This is a genomic window from Faecalibacterium intestinale (genome assembly GCF_040096575.1).
Classification (GTDB): Bacteria; Bacillota; Clostridia; order Oscillospirales; family Ruminococcaceae; genus Faecalibacterium; species Faecalibacterium intestinale.
Genome location: NZ_JBBMEN010000026.1, coordinates 1 through 21538, shown reverse-complemented (window position 1 = coordinate 21538; position 21538 = coordinate 1). Strand labels below are relative to the sequence as shown.

The following is a 21538-nucleotide window of genomic DNA, read 5'->3' as shown; positions in this document are numbered from 1 at the left end:
CAGTGCACAGTGCCCTGCGGGGCTTTTGCCTTTTCCGGCACAGGCTGCAGGTATTCCTCTGTTGTATCCTATCCAGAGCGTAATAACTTGACACTAAAATATGTTTTGTTGATTAAAACAGGTCATTCGTGCACTCGTTCACAAAATATTAATAATATATTAACATTCAGTACACCACTTTTCGGTATACATAGGGCAACAAAGGCGCGCAGTGCGCCGAATCCCCGCCAAAAAGGGCAAAAAGGCACAAACCGCTGTGGTGTGCGGCGGCCTTGGAAACGCCCTTGGTACAGGAAAGGAAACGTTACTTATGAAAATTGGTTTTTGGGAACTTATCGTCATCGTCATCGTGGCGTTTGTGTTCATCGGCCCGGATCAGCTGCCCGTCTATGCTAAAAAGATCGGCAAGATGCTCCGCGAGCTGAAGAAGTACACCGGCGCTGCTTCTGAAGAGATCCAGAAGAACGTGGTAGAGCCCCTGAACGAGATCCAGGCACCCCTGAAAGAAGCTGTTGCCCCCCTGACCGATATCAAGAAGGATATCGACAGCAGTATGCGGGACGTGACCAAGAGCTTTACCGGCATTGGCAAGACCAGCAAGGAGGAAGCCGCCAAGAAGCAGGCTGAGACCGAGGAGGTCACCGACCTGACCGAGGACACCGTGGAGGAGCTGCCCGAGCAGCCCGCTGAAGCCCCGGCAGAAGCAGCCGAGACTGTCCCTGCTGAAGCTGTGGAAGTCCCCGCTGAAAAGCCGGAACAGCCCGCTGCTGAGCCGGTTGCCGAGCCTGTGCAGGAAGCCCCTGCCGCTGCCGAGGAAGCCGCCGAAGCTGCACCTGCTGAGGAAGCAAAGGTGTAAGCGCCCCTACTTATTTATGGATGCACCCGCGCCCGCGGTTGCCAGATACATTCTGTAATACGCCCGCCACGCGGCGCGGCAAGAAAAAGGAGATATTTATTATGCGTATTGGTACTAATGAGCTGCTGATCATTCTGGTTGTCGTTCTGCTGATCTTCGGACCCAAGAACCTGCCGAAGCTGGGCAAGATGTTCGGTAAGACCATCAATGGCTTCAAGAAGGGCATGGAGGACGAGGACGCCGAGCAGTCCGAGGAGACTGTAAAGAAGGCTGATAAGAAGGACGAAGACGAGGAGTAATTGTGGCTACAAACAAAAAGCGCAAAAAGAAAGCCGAAGTCATGGCAGAGGACGGCAGCATGACGCTGACCGGCCATCTGAAAGAGCTGCGGAACCGGCTCATCATCTGCGCGGTGGTGTTTGTGGTGGGCGTAGTGGTCTCGCTGGCGTATGCAGACCGTCTGATCGATCTGCTTACCGCCATGGGCCGCGACTATTACCAGTTCGTGTCCATTGCCCCGCAGGAAAAACTGATGCAGTATTTCCGGGTGTCCATTCTGGCCGGTGTGGTGGTAACGGTGCCTGTGGCCTTTTACAACATCTACGCCTTTGCAAAGCCGGGTCTGAAAAAGAGCGAGAGCACCTTTTTCAAGCTGGTCATGCTGCTGGGTCTGATTTTGTTCTGCGTGGGCGTGCTGTTCGCCTATAAACTCATGATGCCGTTCATGCTGCGGTTCCTCAGCACCGGCATCGAGGGTGCAGAGTACATCCAGACCACCACCAGTATCGAGAGCTACGTCAACCTCTGCCTGACCATGTTCATCATCTTTGGCTGTGTGTTTGAGATGCCGCTGATCACCATCATCCTTTCCAAGATGGGCATCATCAACCCGCAGATCCTCAAGCAGGTGCGCGGAGTAGCCATCGTGGTCATCTTCTTCATCGCTGCTGTGGTCACCCCGCCGGACATCGTGTCCCAGTGCATGGTGGCACTCCCCATGGTGCTGCTGTACTTTGTCAGCATCTTCCTGAGCGGCATCTTCTATAAGCCGCGTAATACGGATGAGGATGACGAGGAAGAAGAGGAGAGCGCGGACTGATCCCGCTTCCGCTCCGGTTTTCATCAACTGAATCAAAAGCCGCTGCACCTGACCGTGCGGCGGCTTTTTCTGTTTTTCTCTACGCCCCCACCCGGAATCGCTCTATTTTAAATAGATTTTCCGCTGAATATGCCTGGAGCACACGCGGCGGGCATTCCAAATCTCCCCTCGCACTGGACAATCACCCCCTGTTCGCGGTATACTGAAAGCTGAATACAATGCAAAAACGAGGTCGCAGCATGGTAGAACAGGCAAACGAACTGATATTGGATATCTTGCCCCTTTCGGCACAGACGGCACGTCTGGTGCGGGTGTACGGCACAGCGCCCTGTGTGGCGCTGCCGGGCACGCTGCCCGCCCCGGAAGGCGGCAGTCTTGCTTTGACCGAGCTGGGCGACTACTGCTTTTCCGAAAAGCCCCGCAGCCTGCCTGCACCGGATGCCCTCTGCCGCTACGCGGTAGGCGCGGACGGCGCGGTGCGGCTGACCCGGGCATTCGGGCTGGCGGTGGGGCAAAAGCCCGCCCGCCGGTACGATTTTGACCTTGACGCTCCGGCTGCGGAGGAAGAGGAGCTGCACCCGGTGTGCGGCAGCTTTCTGGAGGAAGTCACTCTGCCGGACAGTGTGCAGGTCATCGGCAGCTGCGCCTTTTACAACTGCCGCAGCCTGCGTCTGCTCACGGTAGGCAGCAGCAGCCTGACCGTGGGCAGCGATGTGTTTTTGAACTGCTTTGCGCTGGAGACCCTGCGGGTGCAGGCCGCACCGGAGCAGCCCACCGGCCTGTTTGCACTGGTGAACAACATCACCGAGGCGGTGCAGGCGCAGTTTTGGCCCGCCGGTGCCGCCGCACCGCTGGCGGCGCTGTGGTACCCTGCCTACTGGGAGGATATCGAGGAGACCCCCGCCCACATCCTGCTGCACACCTTTTCCGGGCAGGGATACCATTACCGGCAGTGTTTTCTCGACAATAAATTCCTTCCCGCAGAATATGACGCCATCTTCCCGCAGGGGCACGATGCCGATGACGCCGCCATTATGGCCATGCTCTGCTTTGCCCGCCTGCGGTACCCGTGGCAGCTGACCGAAGCCGCCGCCGGGCACTACCGGGTGTTTCTGGCAGCCAACACCGACCGGGTGTTCGCCCGCCTTTTAAAGGCACAGGATACCGACGGCATCCGCGCCCTGCTGGCGCTGGACGTGCTGGATAAAGCCGCCTTTGCGTCTGCCGCCGCCCTTGCCGCCAAGGCGGAGAACGCCGCCGCTGCCGCCCTGCTGGCAGATGCGGAACACAAAAAATATGCCCCCCAGCCCAAAAAACAGCGGTACGATTTTGATTTTTGAGAGGTGACCACACGTTGCCAAAGGAAAAATTTTTTGACCCCCGCAAGCCTTTCCAGTCCCAGCGGCCAGAGACCCACGAGGAGTGGCAGGCGCGCATGGGCGACGAGGTGCTGGCGGTGGTGCGCAGCGGGCTGTATCTGGACTTCCGGTTTCTGGATATGGCGCTCAGCGCCCTGTCCCCCGCCCCGGACGAGCGCTGCCGGGTGCTGGCTACGGACGGACAGACCCTGTATTACCAGCCGCAGCGCCTGTTGCAGCTTTATCAGGAGAACCCGAAGTATCTCAACCGGTTGTATCTGCACACCGTCTTCCACTGCGTGTTCCGGCATTTGTGGCTGAAAGGCCGCCGGGAGCCGCAGCTGTGGAGCCTTGCGTGCGATATCGCGGTGGAAAACGTCATCGACAGCTTACAGCGCAAAAGCGTGATGCGTCCGCTGACCTATGTGCGGCAGAACGCCTACCGGCAGATCACCGCCGAGGAAAAGGTGGTGGCGGCAGCCCCGGTGTACCGCTGGCTCACCCGGCAGACGCCCGGCGTGCTGCGGCAGCTGGAGCGGGAATTTGTCACCGACGACCACCGCCTGTGGCCGAAGGATGCCCCGGAGCAGCCCCAGCAGATGCCCACTCCCCTGCCGCAGAAAACGTGGCAGAAGATCGGTGAGCGGATGCAGACCGAGCTGGACCTGCGGGACAAGGAGGCGGGCGAGGGCACCGATGCCTTGAAGCAGCAGGTGAAAGCCGCCAACCGCAGCCGCCGCAGCTACAAGGACTTTCTGTGCCGGTTCTGCGTCCTGCGCGAGGAGGTCAAGCTGGACCCGGACGAGTTCGACCTGAACTTCTACACCTACGGCCTTTCGGTGTACGGCAACCTGCCCCTCATCGAGCCGCTGGAAAGCCGGGAGAGCAAAAAGATCGAGGAACTGGCGCTGGTCATTGATACCAGCTATTCTACCTCCGGCGAGCTGGTGCGCGCCTTTCTGGCCGAGACCTACACCCTGCTGAAAGGGCGGGAGAACTTTTTCCACCGCATGAATTTGCACCTCATTCAGGCCGACAACGCCGTGCGGCAGGATATTCTCATCCGCAATGAGGATGAACTCATCCACGCCATGAACCACTTTGAGCTGCGGGGCGGCGGCGGAACGGACTTCCGCCCGGCCTTTGAATATGTAAACCAGCTCTGCGCCGAAAAGAAGTTTTCCAACCTGCGCGGTCTGCTGTATTTCACCGACGGCATGGGCACCTACCCGGCGCGGCGCCCCGGCTACGATACCGCCTTTCTGTTTTTAGGGGAGCGGTTCGATGATGCCAATGTGCCGCCGTGGGCGATGAAGGTGGTACTGGACGAAGAAGAATTTACCGGTGCGGCAGCCCGCCCCGCCAGCGCCCTTGCGGACGCTCTGGCCGAGGAGGACGACCTGTACCGCGAGCTGAACAACTCCTGACAAGAGGGGGAAAATATTATGAATATCAAACGTGCCAAGGAAGAGATCGAACATACCGTAAAAGCCTACCTTGCCAAGGATGCGCTGGGCGAATACGCCATTCCCGCCATCCGGCAGCGTCCCATCCTGCTGATGGGGCCTCCGGGCATTGGCAAAACACAGGTGATGGAGCAGGTAGCCCGGGAGTGCGGGGTGGCGCTGGTGGCCTACACCATCACCCACCACACCCGGCAAAGTGCTGTGGGTCTGCCCTTTATCCGGCAGCGCCACTACGGCGATAAGGACGTGTCGGTGACCGAGTACACCATGAGTGAGATCATCGCCAGCATCTACGCCAAAATGGAAGCCACCGGCCTTTCCGAGGGCATCCTGTTCATCGATGAGATCAACTGCGTGTCCGAGACGCTTGCCCCCACCATGCTGCAATTTTTGCAGTGCAAGACCTTTGGCAATCAGGCCGTGCCTGCGGGCTGGGTCATCGTGGCGGCAGGCAACCCGCCGGAGTACAACAAGTCCGTCCGGGATTTTGACATCGTCACCCTTGACCGCGTGCGCCGCATGGACATCGAGCCGGATCTGCCGGTGTGGAAAGACTACGCCCGCGCTGCCCATATCCACAGCGCCATCCTGAGCTATCTGGAACTGCATCCCCAGAACTTTTACCAGATCAACGCGGACGTGGACGGCACCCAGTTCGTCACCGCCCGCGGCTGGGAAGATCTTTCCAACCTGCTGGACACCTACGAGGCACTGGGCTTGCAGGCGGACGAGGAGCTGATCCGGGAGTACATCCAGCACCCGAAGATCGCCGAGGACTTCTCGGCTTATCTGGATCTATACTACAAGTACCGGGACGACTACGGCGTGGAGGAGATCCTTGCCGGGCAGGCAAAGCCCGCCGTGTTCGCCCGTCTGCTGCAGGCCCCCTTTGACGAGCGGCTCAGCCTTGTCAGCCTGCTGCTGGCAGGGCTGGACACCCGCTTTATCGCTTCCCTGCAGGCGGATGCCGTGGCCGATGCCTGCTACGCCTTTTTGCGGGAGACCAAAAAGGCGCTGGCTACCCTGCCGGAGGATATCCCGGACGGCTCCGCAGAGCTGTTCAGCCAGCAGATCAAGGACTACGAGACTGAGACCCAGCAAAAGCGCGATGCCGGGCTGCTGGGCAGGGCAGAGCTGACCAACCGCCTGCAGGTGCAGGCGGCGCTGCACCAGTGGGAGGGCGAGCTGCGCCGCGCTAACGCCGCCGGCACGCAGGAAGCCTTCGACCTGCTGCGCGGACAGTTCCGTGCGCTGGCAGACCAGCGCGAGACCACCCAAAAGACCGCCGCCGCTGCGCTGGAAGCTGCCTTCGACTTTATGGAGCAGGCGTTTGCGGAAAGTCAGGAGATGGTGGTGTTCGTCACCGAGCTTACGGTGAATCCCGCTTCCCACCAGTTCCTCACCGAGAACGGCTGTGAGCGGTACTTCAAGTACAACAAGGATCTGCTGCTGGATCACCGCAAGGCGGCTTTGCAGCAGGAGCTTGCCGCCGAGCAGCGCCGTCACGGCAGCGTTTAAGCCAAAATAAAAAACTATCTGCATCCGCCCTCCGGGCTTTGCAGATAGTTTTTTTGTTTTATAGGGAGATCCTTTATTCCAGATGATGCTTGCGGCAGAACTTTTTGCTTACCCAGTACATCCCGCCCCACAGCAAAACAGAGAGCACAAGGTAGACCGGGTTTTTCAGGGAGCTGACCAGCGACTGCCCAAAGACAGCCATCATGGCCACCATCAGCCCCTTGCCTAAAAGGACGGTGCGCAGATAGCGCTTTTCGTCAAAGTCCGACATCCCGAAGGCAAAGTGCATGAAGGAGGTGGGGGTGAAGGGCAGCAGCGACAGCATGAACAGGGACGAGGTGTCGAAGCGGTTCACCCACTGCTGCGCCTTTTCCAGCTTGGGGGAGCGGCTGGCTACCTTCCAGAAAAAGCGCTTGATGAGCCGCCGCCAGAATAAAAACATGATGATGCCGCCCAGCGCCACGCCTGCCCAGCTGTACAAAAAGCCCAACAGGCCGCCGTGCGCGGCTACGTTCAGCGCTACAATGGCGATGAGCGGCAGCGGCGGAAAAAAGGACTCCACCATGGCCAGCAGAATGGGCACAAGGGGGCCAAGCCCCTCAAAGCCCGCCAGCAGCGCTTCCCAGTATTCCAGTGTTCCAAGCTGGTGTATCCAGCCCATCAGTGTGGTTTGCATCCTGTGTCCGATCCCTTTCTGTGCAGCCGGTGCCGGGGCGTTCCCGGACAGGCCGCATTATGCTTAGTATATCCATTCTCTATGACAGAGCCGTGAACAGAGTGTGCATTTTTCGACACGTTCTGTGCTCTGCTATCTATACTACGAAACGGAAGGGGATTTTCCTGCTTTTATTTTTCCGCCGCCTGCTTTTCGGCCTTGGCGCGCATCCGCTCCAGCTGGGCGGTGCGCAGCTTTTCCCAGCGGGCAAGGCTTTCGGCGTCCGGCATCTGGGCGCAGCGGGCAAAGCTCCAGTGCAGACCGTCCCGGCGGGACAACTTGTACCGCTGGAACACGCCCTGCCCGGCGGCGTTGCCGCTGCCGGTGCAGCGGGGGCACTGGCACAGGGTGTACCAGCTGTTGCTGCCCTTTTTCAGCCAGAGCTCGTCCGGCTGCAGGGTGGTGCCGCACTCCGGGCAGGGCATCTGGCTGATCTTGGGGTCAGCCCGCCATGCGTACTGCTCCACATAGCCGTGGAACACCGTAAAGTCCCGGTAATCGCCGGGAGTCTGGCACAGGCTCTGGCGCAGCGCCTCGTCCTCGGTGGGGTAGGCGGCAAGCCCGGCACGCAGATCCAGCAGGCGGCAGACATCGGCGGTGTACAGCGTGTCGGAAAGTGCATCGTGGAAGGGGCGCTCCATGGGGATGCCCATGCGGGTGACCACGCTTTCCAGCGTCATGCCCTCGCCCTCCTTGCGGGGATGCTCCCGCAGAAAGACCTGCTGCAGGTCGTACCACACGGTAGGCTTGGACTCGTCCAGATTGCACAGGAACAGGTTCTGCTTGAGCACTGGCACATCGTCCAGACCCCACTCGGCAAACTCGGCGTCCGGGCCGCACCACTGCATAAAGCGGCGCAGTCCCTGCACGATGGGCTCACCCTTGTCCAGATCTGCCTGCGTCAGGCCGGTCACCTTAGCGATATGGTGCTGCAATTTGCGGAAGATGCGGGGGCGCAGATGGATGGAAAAGGTGTCCAGCACGTTGGCGTCCTCATCGATCTTTACGGCGCCGATCTCCACGATCTCGCCCCGCAGGGTCTGCTGCACCCCATGGTAGTTAAAGGTATACGGCTGGTAGCCGATGTTCCATTCCAGATCAAATAAAACCAAGTTACGCGGCATTGCTTTATTAGTCCTCTCGTAAAATAAACTTCTCCACGGCCTCGGCCACGCCGTCGTGGTTGTTGTCGGCGGTGGTCACATAGTCGGCACAGTCCTTTACCGGCTGCTCGGCGTTCTGCATGGCGATGCCCACCCCGGCATAGGCGATCATGGAGCGGTCGTTCAGGCCGTCGCCGCAGGCCATCAGATTCTCACGGGTCAGCCCCATGCGGCGCAGAAGCTCCGCCAGACTGCCGTCCTTGGCTACACCCTGCGGCACCGCCTCGATAAAGAAGGGGCTGGAGGGGTACAAGTCAGCGCGACCTGCAAACTGCTGCTGTCCGGCAGCGCATACTGCGTCCCGGCGGGTGGGGTCCAGCGTGATAAGCATTTTGCACACGGGGTAGTTCACATAGGACGCCAGATCGTCCACATGGATCATGGGGAGCTTTGTGGTAAAGCACTCCTTGTTCGCCCACTCGTCCTTGTCCCGCTCGCAGACGATGCCCTCGCGGTTATAGGTCAGGATGGCAATATCCTGCGCGGCGGCAAAAGCGCACAGCTCGGGCACAAGGGCAGGGTCCAGCGTTTTTTCCACCAGCGTTTCGCCGGTGCGGCAGTCCACGATCTTGCCGCCGTTGTAGGACAGGATGCAGCCGCCCTTTTTGTCCAGACCCAGCTCCTCGGCCAGCGGCTGGATGCCGGCGGTAGGCCGGCCGGACGCCAGCACGATGGTCACGCCCTTGGCAATGGCGGCGTCCAGCGCGGTGCGGGTGCGCGGGGTGACGAGTTTCTGGTCGTTGGTCAGGGTGCCATCCAGATCCAGCGCCAGCACTTTGATATCAGACATATTTAAAAGATCCTCTCGTTATAGAAGTATATCTTAGCACGGTCTACCTCTATTGTACAATGAAAAGCCCCCTGCTTGCAACCCTTGCAGGGCGGTTCGGTGCAAAAAGTGACCCGGATGCGGGCGTTACAGGCAGATTTTACCGGCTTTGCCCGGATTTTACACCGCAGCCCTTCCGTGCGTCAAAGGTTTACCTAAGTGTTACACGGGGCTGGTTTCGCCGCTGCGGGCGGTGCGTTACAATACAGGTGTTCCCACAAGAAATAGTAGAACCGCCCCAAGCCGGGCTGAAAAAGAGAGGATATCTGTTATGAAGAACGCGAAAATTTCCCGCCGCAGCTTCCTGAAAGCCGGTGCCGTTGCATCGGCAGTGGGTATGCTGTCGGCTGCACCCGTAGCTGCGCACGCCGCCGAGACGGATGCTTCTGCCGCAGCAGACGAAGAGAACGGTTTGCTGGACGTGTTCAAAAAGCCCAAGTACGTTTTCCTGTTCATTGGCGACGGCATGGGCACTGCCCAGATCCAGTCTGCACGCTTCTACAAGGGCACCGTGGACAACAACGGCGCTGTGACCGAGGCTGACCTGAGCTTTACCAGCTTCCCGCAGGTGGGCAGCGTGACCACCTACGACAGCACCTCCTTCTGCCCGGATTCCGCTTCCACCGCCACCTCCATCGCCACCGGCCACAAGACCGAGAGCGGCGTCATCAATATGTGCCCCTGGACCCGCGATGTGCCCTACGAGACCATCGCTGAAAAGCTGCACGCCCAGAAAGGCTATAAGGTTGGCGTGATCTCCACCGTGAACATCGACCACGCCACCCCCGCTGCCTTCTATGCCCACCAGAAGACCCGCAAGAACTACTACGAGATCGGCGTGGAACTGGCAAACTCCGGCTTTGAGTACTTTGCCGGCGGCGAGTTCCAGAAGGTGAACGGCGACGGTACCGGCCCCGACAACCATACCGTGGCTGCCAACGCAGGTTACAACGTGGTCACTACCCAGGCCGGTGCAGCGGCTCTGACCGCCGGTGCAGGCAAGACCCTGATCATTGCCGAGAATCTGGGCGATGGCAAGGCCATGAACTACGCCATGGACGCTGCCAACGGCGAGTGGCAGCTGACCGACTATGTCAAAAAGGGCATCGAGCTGCTGAACAACAAGAAGGGCTTCTTTATGATGACCGAGTCCGGCAAGATCGACTGGGCCTGCCACGCCAACGATGCCGCGGCTTCCATCCATGATGTGCTGGAGATGAGCAACGCCGTGCAGGCTGCGGTGGACTTCTACAACGCCCACCCCAACGAGACCCTGATCCTTGTCACTGCCGACCACGAGACCGGCGGCATGGCCATCGGCTACAAAACCACCAACTACGACACCTTCCTGACCAATCTGGCACACCAGAAGATGTCCTACGCAAAGTTCGATGCCACCTATGTGCAGGGCTACATTGCCAACAAGACCCCCTTTGAGACTGCCATGCAGGACGTGAAGAACGTCTTTGGCCTGACCCTGCCCACCGACCCCGCTGCCGCCAGCGCAGGCAAGCTGCTGCTGACCGACTACGAGGTGGAGAACCTGCGCAAGGCCTATGAGCGCACCCTGCAGGTGGGCTCCTCCAGCCAGAGCAAGATGAGCCAGCAGGACTACGAGCTGTACGGTACCTACATCCCCTTCAGCATGGCTGTCTGCCACACCATCAACCACAAGTCCGGCATGGACCACACCACCTACGCCCACACCGGTGCCATGGTCAACGTGTACGCCATGGGTGTCGGCGCCGAGAAGTTCGGCGGCGTGTACGACAATACTGAGATCTACCACAAGCTGGCTGAGCTGACCAAGGTGCAGTAAGAGCGCCTGATTTTCCTACCTCACTTCCCACTCCACTTTTCCACAACCAAGCCGCAAAATGTGCAAAACCCTCCCTGCCGCAAGCGCAAAGACTGCGCCCGGCCGGGAGGGTTTTGTTGTATTATCAATGCTGAATGCTTCAGGCTTTCATTTCGGGAAAGCCCTCCAGCTTGGAGGTGCAGTGGGGGCAGCGCACAGCCTTGATAGAGATCTCGCTCTGGCAGTAGGGGCACACCTTGGTGGTGGGCTCCTCCGGTGCGGCGGGCTCCTCGGGCTTTTTGTGCAGGGAGTTGACAAACTTGATCACAACAAACAGTACAAAGGCCACGATGAGGAAGTTGATGATGGAGTTGACGAACTCGCCGATCTTGATGCTGGAGCCGCCCAGACCAATGACCACATCGGAAAAATCTGCCTTGAAGAACAGGCCGATCAGCGGGTTGATGATGTCCTCCACCAGCGCGGTGACGATGGCGGTGAAGGCACCGCCGATGACAACGCCCACTGCCATGTCCAGCACATTGCCGCGCATGGCAAATGCCTTGAACTCTTCAAGGAACTTTTTGATGCCGCTTTTTTTCTCTTCCATAGATAAACCGCTCCTTCTTGTCCCCTTTTTTACCGCAAGGGGTTCTTTTATTTTTATAATAGCGTATGGCGCATCGATTTGCAAGAGTAAAGCAGCCCATTTTATAGATAATAAAAAGTAGCTTCTCCCGTGAAAAAACGATCCCGGAAAATCCGCAGACTTTCCGGGATCGTCCTATTCAAAAATAGTTTTCCGCTGATTTATGCTGCAGGCTGCTCTGCCGCTTGTTCGGCGGACTGCTCTGCGGCGGGCTGGGGGTCAGCGGTCACCGTAATGGTGCGGCTGATGGTACTGCAGGAGTAGTTGCCCCCTGCCTTGGCGGTCTGGGTGTAGGTGCCGGGCTCGGTGGGCACGCCGTTTATTTTGCTGCTGAAGCACAGGAAGGTCTTTTTCTTGTAGGTGTAGCTCACCTTGCCGTTTTCAGCCACCTGTCCGTCCGAAATGACCTTGGCGGTCAGATCGGCGTTTTGCAGCTGGGAGACGGTCATGCTGGACGGAGCATCGGCTGCCCAGCTCAGGCTGACGTTTTCGGTCTTGGGCTTGATCTTGAACATGGCAAACCCGGCGGCGTTGATATCGCTGCTTTCCAGCGCAATAGCACCGGCAACGTACTTGCCGCTGTCCTTGGGCTGCTCATCCAGATAGATGCGGCTCAGCGCGCCCTCGGGCAGATACTTGCGGATCAGGCTCAGGGTCAGCTTCATGCCGTTGGAAACGTTCTTCACAGTGGTCAGATAGCTGGCGGGGACAAAGAAGCTGACGGTGTCCATCACCGACACCACCTCGTCCGCCACCCGCAGCAGCACGCCGACATCGTTGCCGTCGATCAGCTGCTTGAGGTAGCTGTATACATTGAATTCCTCGGCCTGATCCGGGGTCTGGGACATCTTTTTGGGCAGGGGGATCAGCTTGAGCAGGGTGCGCAGCTTATCCGAGATCATCAGGGTCACATAGCCGTAGGCTTCGCCGCTGGTGCCCAGCACCACGGCAATATACTGGGTGTTTTCGGGCCGGGTCTCCACCTCCAGCTTATAATCGGAGCCGTAGACAAGGTTGCCGGTCGCCCGGATGCGGATGTTGACGATATCATTTTCATCCTCTGCCGCGCTCAGCGCTGCGGCATCGGACAGTTCCTCGCTGACAACAGCGGTGCTTTCCGGCTGCTGAGCTGCCGCCGAGGCGGGCATCGCCAGCACACCAAGCATCATGCTGACCGCAAGCAGCAGCGAGATCCATCGTTTGGCCTTCATACGAAAACCTCCTTTGTTGTTTGGTATCATACTCACATTTTACCGCAAAATAATCCTAGGGTCAATAACGGGATTCAAGCCGGGCGCATCACTCCCCGATATAAGTAAAGCGGGGCTGGGTAACGCCGTCCCGGGTCACGGTCTCCAGCCACATGGCGGCGGGACGCACCCACAGCCCGCCCTCGCCGTACAGGGCGCGGTACACCACCATCTCCTCCTCGGTCTCGCTGTGACGTGCCACGCCCAGCACCTGATATTCGTTGCCTTTAAAGTGGCGGTAGCGCCCGGGGCGCACCGGATATTGCAGTTCCTTCATAGCCGTTCCTTTCTTTTCTGCAAAAAGGGCTGCTGCGCCGGGCGGGTGCAGCAGCCCACAAACCTTATTTTATAAATATTACAGCGTGCTGTCCGTTCCATCGCCGGGGGTCTGCTCGGCAGAGTACAGCAGCATCAGGTGGTTGGCCGAGGTTTCCAGCTGGCTCTTGGCCTGCCGCAGGGCAGCTTCCTCGGTCTCGTTCATCTTTTCGGGCTTATCCTTGCGCAGGCAGCGGCGCAGGTTGGCGAGGTCGGCCTTCACGCGGGATTTTTCGTCCTTATCCAGTTCCTTTTTGCACTTGGAAAGTGCTTCATCCACCTTGTAGGCCAGCACCTCGGCCTGATTGTGCAGCTCCAACCGCTCCTTGCGGCGGCTGTCCTCAGCTTCGTAGGCGGCAGCATCTGCCATGGCGCGCTGGATCTCGTTTTCGGAAAGGTTGGTGCTGCCGGTGATGGTGATATTCTGCTCCCGCCCGGTGGCAAGGTCTTTCGCCGATACCTTCACCACGCCGTTCACGTCGATATCAAAGGTGACTTCGATCTGGGGCTTAGACGAAAAGCTTGCCCGGATGCCGTTCAGCTTGAATTTGCCCAAAGACTTGTTGTCCCGCGCAAAGTGGCGCTCACCCTGCAAAACGTTGATTTCCACGCTGGTCTGCATGGGACGGGCGGTGGTAAAGATCTGGCTCTTGCGGGTGGGGATCATGCTGTTGCGGGTGATCAGCGGGGTGGCCACGCCGCCCAGCGTCTCGATGGACAAGGTCAGCGGGGTCACATCCATCAGCACCAGCCCCTGCGCTGCCGCGCCGGTGGCACCCGCCAGCTTGCCGCCGCCCTGCAGCAGTGCGCCCTGCACCGCTGCGCCCATGGCGACGCACTCGTCCGGGTTCAGGCTGTGGCTGGGTTCCTTGCCCAGCAGCTCCCGCACCTGCCGCTCCACGGCGGGCATCCGGGTGCTGCCGCCCACCAGCAGCACCTTGCCCAGCTGGCTGGCAGAGATGCCGGCATCCCGTAAAGCGTTCTGCACCGGGGTCACGGTGCGGGACAGCAGATCGCCGGTCATCATCTCGAACTGCGGGCGGGACAGGGCGATATCCAAGTGATGGGGCCCGTCCTTGCCCACCGTAATAAAGGGCAGGTTCAGCTGGGCGGAGGGCGCACTGGAAAGCTCCTTCTTGGCCTTTTCCGCCTCCTCCTTCAGCCGTCCCATGGCAGCGGGGTCGCGGGTCAGGTCGATGCGGTCAGACTTTTTGAACTCTGCCACCGCGTACTCCACGATGCGCTGGTCAAAGTCATCGCCGCCCAGATGGGTGTCGCCGCCGGTGGCCAGCACCGTAAAGGTGCCGTCCTCGATCTCAATGATGGACACGTCAAAGGTGCCGCCGCCAAGGTCGTAAACAAGGATCTTCTGGGCGGCTTCGTTGTCCAGACCGTAGGCCACAGCGGCGGCGGTGGGCTCGTTGATGATGCGCAGCACGTTCAGCCCCGCAATGCGGCCTGCATCCTGCGTGGCCTTGCGCTGGCTGTCATCAAAATAGGCGGGCACGGTGATAACGGCTTCGGTGACCGGCTCGCCCAGATAGCTCTCGGCGTCCCGGCGGATCTTGGCAAGGATCATGGCGCTGATCTCCTGCGGGGCAAGGTCCTTGCCGTCAATGTGCGCCCGGTAGTCCGAGCCCATGTACCGCTTGATGCTGGAGATCGTGCGCCCGGAATTCGTGGCGATCTGGCGCTTGGCCGCGCCGCCCACCAGCCGCTCACCGTCCTTGGTAAAGGCCACCACACTGGGGGTGGTGCGCTCGCCCTCTGCATTGGTGATGACCACAGGCTTGCCGCCCTCCACTACCGCCACACAGGAATTGGTCGTACCCAGATCAATGCCGATCACTTTGCTCATACTGTTTCCTCTGTTTCTTGTCCGCCGTGTCTGCGGGCTGTTTTTTCTCCAGTCTATCTTACCGGACGGCTGTGACCATTTTTTAGTCCAATTGTAAAGATTCTATGTTATATGCTGCCGGAGCCGTAGGCGGCTCGTGGGTCAGCGCATAGAGCAGCTGTTCCGCTTCCTGCAACCAGCAGTCGGCGTCCGGCTCGTGCTCCCGCTGCAAAATGGTAAAAGCCTGCTTTGCTTCTGCCGCCAGCGCCAGCGCCTTTTTGCGGGAGGTGTAGCGCGTTTCGTACTGCGCCAGCCGCAGGCAGACCCGGGGCGTGTACTCGATATCCGGCACCGCTGCCGCGCTCTGCCGCGCCCGGCGGTACCACAACAGCGCCTTGCCGTTGTCGCCCCGGGCGGCGCAGTCGTCGCCAAGGTTCAAAAGGGCGATGGTTTCACCGCTTTCGGCAGCAGCTTTCCACAGCTTGCGTGCCTGCGCAGCGCTTTTTGGCACGCCGCGCCCCTGATACAGGCACTCGCCCAGCAGCGAGAGCCCGGCAGAATTTCCCTGCTCGGCGGCTTTCTGGTAGCACTCTGCCGCTGCCGCCCAGTGTCCGGCGCGGGCAGCTTCTTTACCGGCTTCGGCCTCCTCTGCGCCGGGGCCCTCCGGGGTGTGGCCTGCGTGCAGCAGACCGTTGAGCAGCGCACCGTCCAGCGAGGCGGAATTGCTCCACGGGTCCAGCACCACGCCGTCGATGCCCGGGGTATCCAGCGCCAGCTGCATGGCCTGTTCCAAGGTTCGGTCAGCCATGGGGCGGCTTGCGGTACTGCGGTCTGCACCGGCCGCTGCCACCGAGGTGAACAGCGGCAGCCAGCAGCGTCCCTTGTCGTTGCGCAGCGTCCACAAGGCAAGGCCATCGGCCTTTTCCGCCGGGATGGGGTGCTCCATCCACGGGGCAGGCGCACCCTGCGCCGAAAGCGCCGTTTGCAGCGGCACCAGCACATGGGTCTCCAGCTCCAGCGCGTAATTCAATGCACTCATCAGGGACCAGAAGCTTTCCTCGTTCTGTCCCTTGTACAGCCCCTGCACTGCCTGCTCGATGGCCGGGCAGCCGGTGCCGCGCGGGCTGTACACCGGTGCGGTGCGGCTGCGGCGGCTGCCCACCGGGCGGAAGCGTACCCCGCCGTCTGTTCGTCTTGCCATTGTGTTCACCATACTTCCCTATCAATATCAGTTCTAGTATAACAGGATTTGGCAGCTTGTACAATGCAAAACGCAGCTGCGGCACTGGATTTTCAATATACATCGCGTTATAATAAGGTGTATTTTGACCCCCAAAGGAGGAATTTTCTTGAACCGGATGCTTGGCTACCTGAAGGGCTACAAGCGCGAAAGCGTGCTTGCACCGCTCTTTAAGATGCTGGAAGCCACCTTTGACCTGTTTGTGCCGCTGGTCATGGCGGATATCGTCAATGTGGGCATTGCAGCGCACGACCTGCATTATATTCTGGTGCGGTGCGGCCTTTTGCTGCTGCTGGCTTTTGTCGGCCTTACCTGCAGCCTGACCGCGCAGTATTTTTCTGCCAAGGCGGCGGTGGGCTACTCCACCGCGCTGCGGCACGCCCTGTTTGCCCATATCCAGAGCCTGAGCTTTTCAGAGATGGATACACTGGGCACCAGCACCCTTATCACCCGCATGACCAGTGATGTCAATCAGGTGCAGAGCGGACTCAACCTGTTTTTGCGTTTGTTCCTGCGCAGCCCCTTTGTGGTGCTGGGTGCCATGGTCATGGCCTTTACGGTCAACGCCCGGGCGGCAATGATCTTTGTAGTCACCATCCCGCTGCTCAGCGTGGTGGTGTTCGGCGTGATGGTGATCACCCGGCCGCTGTACAAGACCGTGCAGACCCGGCTGGACCGGGTGCTGGGTCTGACCCGCGAGAACCTGACCGGCGTGCGCGTGGTGCGCGCCTTTGATAAGGAGCAGAGCGAGATCGACCGCTTTGAGGACGCTAACGCCCTGCTGACCGGGATGCAGCTGCACGTCGGCCATCTTTCGGCGCTGATGAACCCGCTGACCTATGTGCTCATCAACCTTGCCATCGTGGCGCTGCTGTATGTGGGCAGCATTGAGATCAATGTGGGCGGCATGGCGTCCGGCGATGTCATCGCGCTGGTGAACTACATGAACCAGATCCTTGTGGAGCTGGTAAAGCTTGCCAACCTCATCGTACAGATCAGCAAAGCACTGGCCTGTGCAGGCCGCGTGCAGGCAGTGCTGGATACCAAACCCGGCATGACCTTCCCGGCAAAGCTTCTGGGCGAAGTGGCTGAGGACAAGACCGGCGATGCCGTGCGCTTTGACCATGTAGGGCTGACCTACACCGGCGCAGGCGCACCCAGCCTGACCGATATCAGCTTTGCCGCCAAAAAAGGCCAGACCATCGGCGTCATCGGCGGCACCGGCAGCGGCAAATCCAGCCTTGTAAACCTCATCCCGCGCTTTTACGATGCCACCGAGGGCAGCGTGGAGATCTTTGGCCGCCCGGTGGCCAGCTACCCCCGGGACGCTTTGCGCGGCAGGGTGGCGGTGGTCATGCAGAAGGCGCAGCTCTTCGGCGGCACCATCCGCTCCAACCTTTTGTGGGGCAACAAGGACGCCACCGATGCCGACCTGTGGGCGGCGCTGGAAACGGCGCAGGCCGCAGACTTTGTGCGTGCAAAGCCCCTTGGGCTGGACGAGCCGGTGGAGCAGGGCGGACGCAATCTTTCCGGCGGACAGAAGCAGCGGCTCACCATCGCCCGTGCGCTGGTGGGCAAGCCGGACATTTTGATTTTGGATGACAGCGCCAGCGCACTGGACTACGCCACCGACGCCGCCCTGCGCAAGGCACTGGCGGCGCTGCCCGGGGCACTGACCGTGTTCATCGTCAGCCAGCGTGCCGCCAGCTTGCAGCACGCCGACCAGATCTTAGTATTGGATGACGGCCATCTGGTGGGCATCGGCACTCACAGCGCCCTGCGCAGCAGCTGCCCGGTATACGAGGAGATCTACGAAAGCCAGTTCAAGAAAGGGGAGGCAGAAGCATGAGTGCAAAAGCAAAAAACAAGCTGACCCCGCAGCAGCGCAAGGCCACCCTGAACCGGGTGCTGCACAAGATCCGTCCGTACAGCGCCTTTGTGGTGTGCAGCCTGCTGGTGGCGGCGGTCAGCGTAGCCGCCCAGCTGTATATCCCCATCCTGTGCGGTGATGCCATTGATAAGATGCTGGGCAAGGGCAATGTAGACCTTGCCGGGGTGCTGCGCATTGCCGTAAGCATTCTGGTGGTGGCTGCCGTAGCCGCCCTTGCGCAGTGGCTTTTGAGCGTGTGCAACAACCGCATCACCTTCTCGGTCAGCCGTGACCTGCGCAACGAGGCGCTGCGTAAAATTCAGACCCTGCCGCTGTCCTATCTGGACAGCCATCCCTCCGGCGATATCGTCAGCCGCATGGTGGCGGATGTGGACACCTTTGCGGACGGTCTGCTGATGGGCTTTACTCAGCTGTTCTCCGGTATCCTGACCATTTTTGGCACGTTGCTGTTCATGCTGCGGGAGAACGTGCCCATCACGCTGGTGGTGGTGTGCATCACCCCGCTGAGCCTTGTGGTGGCGGGCTTTCTGGCAAAGCGCAGCTACGGCTACTTCCAGAGCCAGAGCACCGTCCGCGGCAAACAGACCGCGCTGGTCAACGAGATGATCGAAGGCCAGAAGGTGGTGCAGGCTTTTGGCCATGAAGCCGAAAGTCTTGCCGCCTTTGACGAAGTGAACGGCCAATTACAGGAGGTGAGCCTGAAGGCCATCTTCTTCTCTAGCCTGACCAACCCCGCCACCCGCTTTGTGAACAACATCGTGTACGCGGGCGTAGGGCTTGTGGGTGCGCTGTACGCCGTGCGCGGCGGCATCACCATCGGTCAGCTCAGCGTCTTTTTAAGCTACGCCAACCAGTATACAAAGCCCTTCAACGAAATCTCCGGCGTGGTCACCGAGCTGCAAAATGCACTGGCCTGCGCCGCCCGGGTGTTTGAACTGCTGGACGCCGAGGATCAGGTACCGGAGACTGAAAACGCCGCCGCGTTGCAGCCGGACGGCCATGTGCAGCTGCAGGATGTGTCCTTCCGTTACCTGCCCGACCGACCGCTCATCGAGGGGCTCTCGCTGGACGTACAGCCCGGCCAGCGTATTGCCATCGTAGGCCCCACCGGCTGTGGAAAGACCACCCTCATCAACCTGCTTATGCGTTTCTATGATGTGAACAGCGGCAGCATCAAGGTGTCCGGCACCGATATCCGGGATGTGACCCGTGCTTCCCTGCGCGGCAGCTATGGCATGGTATTGCAGGACACTTGGCTGCGCGCCGGTACGGTGCGGGAGAACATCGCCTACGGCAAACCGGACGCCACCATGGATGAGGTGATCGCCGCCGCCAAGGCTGCCCACGCCCACAGCTTTATCCGCCGCCTGCCCGAGGGCTACGACACCGTCATTGCAGAGGACGGCGGCAACATCAGTCAGGGACAAAAGCAGCTGCTCTGCATCGCCCGCGTAATGCTCTGCCTGCCGCCCATGCTGATCCTGGACGAAGCCACCTCCTCCATTGATACCCGCACCGAGGTGCGCATCCAGAAGGCTTTTGCCCGCATGATGCAGGGGCGCACCAGCTTTATCGTGGCGCACCGCCTTTCCACCATCCGGGAAGCAGACGTCATCCTTGTCATGAAGGACGGCCACATCGTGGAGCAGGGCAATCACGACCAGCTGCTGGCACAGGGCGGCTTCTACGCCAAGCTCTACAACAGCCAGTTCGAGGGCGTACAGACCTGAGTACCCCTCATAACATTAACAAAAAGGAGAGATGCGGCGCATCTCTCCTTTTTGTTATCATTTATTCTCCGGTTCCTGCACGATAGGCTCTGCCGGCGGCGGGGTGAGGGTGGAATGCGCCACCACAAAGGCCGCAGCATTTGCCCGGGCAAGGCGCTGGCGCACCTTGCGGCTGTCGTTCGCCGGGAAGGTGCGCTCCCCGTCCAGCTTCTCGTTCCAGTTGGCAAGGGCGGCATTCACCTCGGCTTCGGTGGGCTGCAAGCCCTCCCGCTCAGCCACCAGCAAAAGCCCCAGCCAGCTGCGCAGCTTGCGCTCCGCCTGCTGGTGCAGCCACTGCCGGAACTGTTCCACCGTCTGCCCGCGTACCGCCAAGAACCGGTCAAAGTTGATGCCGTTTGCCTGCAGGCTCAGATTGAACTGCCGCTGCTCGGCAAAGTAGTTGCCCGCTTCCAGCCGCTTGGGCACAAAGCCGGTCACCTCATCGCCCAGCTGCCAGACCAGCTCCTTCTCTGCCCTGTCTTTAGCCTGTGCGCAGCGCTTTGCGTAGAGCTCCCGGGTCACCCGGTCGCGCAGCGCAGCCTTGCCTGCGGCATCGGCGGCGCGCTCTTCGTCACCATAATTGCGGTTGATCTCCAGTTCAATGGTCAACCGGCGCAGCGGGTGGGGCTCGATGGCCTGCACAAAGCCGGTATCCCGTCCCAGTTCCAGCGGCGGCAGGGTGTAGAACTGCGCCCCCGCCCGGAAGCCCTCGGCCTTGTTGACCGCCAGCAGCTCAAAATCCGGGTCGGTCACCGGTACAATCTGCTGTTCCTGCACCAGCTGCCGGTAAAGAGGATCAAAGCCCTCCAGAATGGTGCGGTTCACCGCTGCCGTCAGCAGCTCTTCCTCGTCCTGCGGGGCATCCGGGGCAGCCTGCTCCTTTGCCAGCGCAGCGGCCAGCTCCTCTACGCTTGCCGTGAATACCAACCGGCAGTCCCCCGGCTCAGCCATGCCGAAATGTTCCAGTTTCATGCGGTGTCCCTCCTTCTCAACGGTTCATGATGCCGACCATCAGCACCAGCAGCGCCACACCGATGCCGACGTACAGCAGCTCGGCACCCAGCACAGACTTATCGCCTTCTACGAACATCTTCTCCGGTGCATCGGGATCGTAGTATAGGGTGACCACGCTGCCCTCGGCAAAGGACTTGCCCTTGGCGGGCTTGGGGTACTGCAGCCGGTGGCTGCCGCCTGCGGTGGTAAACTCCAGCACATAGGCAGCGCCGTCCCGGCTCTGCACCGTGCCGCTTACCGTGGCCTGCACGCAGACGCCCTTGGTGCGCAGCTGCTGCCGCGCACGCACGCTGCGCAGCGCCATGTAAAACATGATCAGTGCACCGACCAGAAAAATAATCACATTCAGCATCGTTTTCCCTCGTTTTTCCGTAATCGCCGGGCGATGCCCGGACGTATAGACAGTACCGCATAATTCTAAGTGCCGATACGGCGCGCGAGGTGCGGCAGATGCTAAGCCAAAAGCGCAGATAATACTTTGTGTATTATCGAGCATTTTGGCAACGCAGATGCCGTGCCGCAGCCGCCGGAACGGTGCTTAAGCCGTCAGGCGGGAATTGTGCGGTGTTGCCTATCGTTTATTGTACCATAATCTGCCTTAAAAAGCGCCCCGCAGCCGCTATCCAGAGTGCACCAACTTTACCGCAAAAATTTGTCGAATAATTTTGAAATTAAGCCTTGACATTTCTTTTGTATCTGGTATAATAACTATCGTTCCCGGCGCTGCGGTGCAGGAACACAACAGAATATGCGGATATGGCGGAATTGGCA

Annotated in this window: 19 protein-coding genes; 9 read left to right on the top strand and 10 right to left on the bottom strand. The window is 60.0% G+C overall.

The annotated features are described in order from the left end of the window. The first annotated feature begins 310 nt into the window (after window positions 1-310). The 6 genes from WMO20_RS12675 (at window position 311) to WMO20_RS12650 (ending at window position 6297) form a co-directional block, all read left to right on the top strand. The gene (locus WMO20_RS12675; RefSeq protein ID WP_256265991.1) at window positions 311-856 is read left to right on the top strand and encodes a twin-arginine translocase TatA/TatE family subunit; all 546 of its coding nucleotides are present in this window, start codon (window positions 311-313) and stop codon (window positions 854-856) included. 101 nt (window positions 857-957) lie between these two features. Continuing rightward, window positions 958-1155 carry a twin-arginine translocase TatA/TatE family subunit gene (tatA, locus tag WMO20_RS12670; protein WP_015537270.1) on the top strand — a complete coding sequence of 66 codons (198 nt, stop codon included), beginning with the start codon at window positions 958-960 and terminating at the stop codon, window positions 1153-1155. 2 nt (window positions 1156-1157) lie between these two features. Continuing rightward, window positions 1158-1955, top strand: coding sequence for a twin-arginine translocase subunit TatC (tatC, locus tag WMO20_RS12665; RefSeq protein ID WP_256265990.1), 798 nt, complete (start codon window positions 1158-1160; stop codon window positions 1953-1955). Between the two features lie 239 nt (window positions 1956-2194). Then, window positions 2195-3295: a leucine-rich repeat protein gene (locus WMO20_RS12660; protein WP_349187080.1), complete on the top strand. Its 1101-nt coding sequence runs from the start codon at window positions 2195-2197 to the stop codon at window positions 3293-3295. A gap of 14 nt (window positions 3296-3309) precedes the next feature. After that, window positions 3310-4740 (top strand): vWA domain-containing protein, encoded by a 1431-nt coding sequence (locus WMO20_RS12655; RefSeq protein ID WP_349187078.1) that lies wholly within the window; start codon window positions 3310-3312, stop codon window positions 4738-4740. A gap of 18 nt (window positions 4741-4758) precedes the next feature. Beyond that, the gene (locus tag WMO20_RS12650; RefSeq protein WP_349187077.1) at window positions 4759-6297 is read left to right on the top strand and encodes an AAA family ATPase; all 1539 of its coding nucleotides are present in this window, start codon (window positions 4759-4761) and stop codon (window positions 6295-6297) included. A gap of 73 nt (window positions 6298-6370) precedes the next feature. On the opposite strand, the gene WMO20_RS12645 is transcribed toward WMO20_RS12650, so the two are convergent. From WMO20_RS12645 to WMO20_RS12635, 3 genes are all read right to left on the bottom strand, one after another. After that, complete coding sequence (locus tag WMO20_RS12645) at window positions 6371-6973, bottom strand: TVP38/TMEM64 family protein (protein ID WP_349187076.1); 603 nt, start codon at window positions 6971-6973, stop codon at window positions 6371-6373. Between the two features lie 170 nt (window positions 6974-7143). Further along, window positions 7144-8136, bottom strand: coding sequence for a 3'-5' exonuclease (locus WMO20_RS12640; RefSeq protein ID WP_112091210.1), 993 nt, complete (start codon window positions 8134-8136; stop codon window positions 7144-7146). A 7-nt stretch (window positions 8137-8143) separates the two neighbouring features. Continuing rightward, complete coding sequence (locus WMO20_RS12635; protein ID WP_349187075.1) at window positions 8144-8965, bottom strand: Cof-type HAD-IIB family hydrolase; 822 nt, start codon at window positions 8963-8965, stop codon at window positions 8144-8146. A gap of 310 nt (window positions 8966-9275) precedes the next feature. On the opposite strand from WMO20_RS12635, the gene WMO20_RS12630 reads away from it, so the two are divergent. Beyond that, on the top strand, window positions 9276-10823 hold the full coding sequence (locus tag WMO20_RS12630; RefSeq protein WP_112091212.1) for an alkaline phosphatase: 1548 nt from the start codon (window positions 9276-9278) through the stop codon (window positions 10821-10823). A gap of 139 nt (window positions 10824-10962) precedes the next feature. Here WMO20_RS12630 and mscL read toward each other — a convergent pair whose 3' ends face one another. From mscL to WMO20_RS12605, 5 genes are all read right to left on the bottom strand, one after another. Next, complete coding sequence (mscL, locus tag WMO20_RS12625) at window positions 10963-11412, bottom strand: large conductance mechanosensitive channel protein MscL (protein WP_097782946.1); 450 nt, start codon at window positions 11410-11412, stop codon at window positions 10963-10965. Between the two features lie 200 nt (window positions 11413-11612). After that, on the bottom strand, window positions 11613-12662 hold the full coding sequence (locus tag WMO20_RS12620; protein ID WP_349187074.1) for a hypothetical protein: 1050 nt from the start codon (window positions 12660-12662) through the stop codon (window positions 11613-11615). Window positions 12663-12750: 88 nt separating this feature from the next. Further along, window positions 12751-12978, bottom strand: a complete 228-nt coding sequence (locus WMO20_RS12615) for a DUF1653 domain-containing protein (protein WP_044960207.1) — start codon at window positions 12976-12978, stop codon at window positions 12751-12753. Window positions 12979-13056: 78 nt separating this feature from the next. Further along, window positions 13057-14874: a molecular chaperone DnaK gene (gene dnaK / locus WMO20_RS12610; protein WP_349187073.1), complete on the bottom strand. Its 1818-nt coding sequence runs from the start codon at window positions 14872-14874 to the stop codon at window positions 13057-13059. Window positions 14875-14956: 82 nt separating this feature from the next. Further along, window positions 14957-16054 carry an SseB family protein gene (locus WMO20_RS12605; protein ID WP_349187072.1) on the bottom strand — a complete coding sequence of 366 codons (1098 nt, stop codon included), beginning with the start codon at window positions 16052-16054 and terminating at the stop codon, window positions 14957-14959. Between the two features lie 148 nt (window positions 16055-16202). Here WMO20_RS12605 and WMO20_RS12600 point away from each other — a divergent pair, with 148 nt between their 5' ends. Both WMO20_RS12600 and WMO20_RS12595 read left to right on the top strand, forming a co-directional pair. Next, window positions 16203-17942: an ABC transporter ATP-binding protein gene (locus tag WMO20_RS12600; protein WP_349187071.1), complete on the top strand. Its 1740-nt coding sequence runs from the start codon at window positions 16203-16205 to the stop codon at window positions 17940-17942. Next, window positions 17939-19714: an ABC transporter ATP-binding protein gene (locus WMO20_RS12595; RefSeq protein ID WP_349187070.1), complete on the top strand. Its 1776-nt coding sequence runs from the start codon at window positions 17939-17941 to the stop codon at window positions 19712-19714. The genes WMO20_RS12600 and WMO20_RS12595 overlap by 4 nt, the downstream gene beginning before the upstream one ends. A 57-nt stretch (window positions 19715-19771) precedes the next feature. Here WMO20_RS12595 and WMO20_RS12590 read toward each other — a convergent pair whose 3' ends face one another. Further along, window positions 19772-20725, bottom strand: a complete 954-nt coding sequence (locus tag WMO20_RS12590; RefSeq protein WP_349187069.1) for a SurA N-terminal domain-containing protein — start codon at window positions 20723-20725, stop codon at window positions 19772-19774. A 16-nt stretch (window positions 20726-20741) separates the two neighbouring features. Further along, entirely contained in the window at window positions 20742-21119 is a 378-nt protein-coding gene (locus WMO20_RS12585; protein WP_112091219.1) for a DUF3592 domain-containing protein, read from the bottom strand. Between the last annotated feature and the right edge of the window lie 419 nt (window positions 21120-21538).

Excerpts from the sequence above, each read along its gene's own strand:
- WMO20_RS12675 (WP_256265991.1), top strand. The coding sequence starts at position 311 with ATGAAAATTGGTTTTTGGGAACTTATCGTCATCGTCATCGTGGCGTTT.
- tatA (WP_015537270.1), top strand. The coding sequence starts at position 958 with ATGCGTATTGGTACTAATGAGCTGCTGATCATTCTGGTTGTCGTTCTG.
- WMO20_RS12660 (WP_349187080.1), top strand. The coding sequence starts at position 2,195 with ATGGTAGAACAGGCAAACGAACTGATATTGGATATCTTGCCCCTTTCG.
- WMO20_RS12650 (WP_349187077.1), top strand. The coding sequence starts at position 4,759 with ATGAATATCAAACGTGCCAAGGAAGAGATCGAACATACCGTAAAAGCC.
- WMO20_RS12645 (WP_349187076.1), bottom strand. The coding sequence starts at position 6,973 with ATGCAAACCACACTGATGGGCTGGATACACCAGCTTGGAACACTGGAA.
- WMO20_RS12640 (WP_112091210.1), bottom strand. The coding sequence starts at position 8,136 with ATGCCGCGTAACTTGGTTTTATTTGATCTGGAATGGAACATCGGCTAC.
- WMO20_RS12635 (WP_349187075.1), bottom strand. The coding sequence starts at position 8,965 with ATGTCTGATATCAAAGTGCTGGCGCTGGATCTGGATGGCACCCTGACC.
- WMO20_RS12630 (WP_112091212.1), top strand. The coding sequence starts at position 9,276 with ATGAAGAACGCGAAAATTTCCCGCCGCAGCTTCCTGAAAGCCGGTGCC.
- mscL (WP_097782946.1), bottom strand. The coding sequence starts at position 11,412 with ATGGAAGAGAAAAAAAGCGGCATCAAAAAGTTCCTTGAAGAGTTCAAG.
- WMO20_RS12620 (WP_349187074.1), bottom strand. The coding sequence starts at position 12,662 with ATGAAGGCCAAACGATGGATCTCGCTGCTGCTTGCGGTCAGCATGATG.
- WMO20_RS12615 (WP_044960207.1), bottom strand. The coding sequence starts at position 12,978 with ATGAAGGAACTGCAATATCCGGTGCGCCCCGGGCGCTACCGCCACTTT.
- dnaK (WP_349187073.1), bottom strand. The coding sequence starts at position 14,874 with ATGAGCAAAGTGATCGGCATTGATCTGGGTACGACCAATTCCTGTGTG.
- WMO20_RS12605 (WP_349187072.1), bottom strand. The coding sequence starts at position 16,054 with ATGGCAAGACGAACAGACGGCGGGGTACGCTTCCGCCCGGTGGGCAGC.
- WMO20_RS12595 (WP_349187070.1), top strand. The coding sequence starts at position 17,939 with ATGAGTGCAAAAGCAAAAAACAAGCTGACCCCGCAGCAGCGCAAGGCC.
- WMO20_RS12590 (WP_349187069.1), bottom strand. The coding sequence starts at position 20,725 with ATGAAACTGGAACATTTCGGCATGGCTGAGCCGGGGGACTGCCGGTTG.
- WMO20_RS12585 (WP_112091219.1), bottom strand. The coding sequence starts at position 21,119 with ATGCTGAATGTGATTATTTTTCTGGTCGGTGCACTGATCATGTTTTAC.